Here is a 228-nt window from a genome sequence, read left to right as displayed (position 1 = left end):
ATTGGCGCGGCTGACACCCGAACCTTTCTGCGGCGCGGCTATTTCGCCAGCATGCGGAATCAGATTGATCACGGCATCTTTGACTATTGCGGTGCGCCGGTGGTGACCAGTGAACTGTTGCTTAGCGGCGATGAAGGTTATCCTGAGTCACACTATCAGCTGGCGCATCAACTGGGCCAGCGTCTGTTCGCCCATCAGGAAAAACATGCCCGTTGAAAAAACACCCCG

At 55.7% G+C, this 228-nt stretch carries 1 pseudogene; it reads left to right on the top strand.

The annotated features are described in order from the left end of the window. A pseudogene (locus tag SB756_RS36520) lies at positions 1-216 on the top strand (flavodoxin family protein); the annotation flags it as partial. Positions 217-228: the final 12 nt, after the last annotated feature.

This window comes from Pseudomonas sp. SIMBA_068, assembly GCF_046534705.1.
GTDB classification, from domain to species: Bacteria; Pseudomonadota; Gammaproteobacteria; order Pseudomonadales; family Pseudomonadaceae; genus Aquipseudomonas; species Aquipseudomonas putida.
Note: the sequence above shows the minus strand (reverse complement) of the source record. Positions and strands in the feature narration are given on the sequence as shown.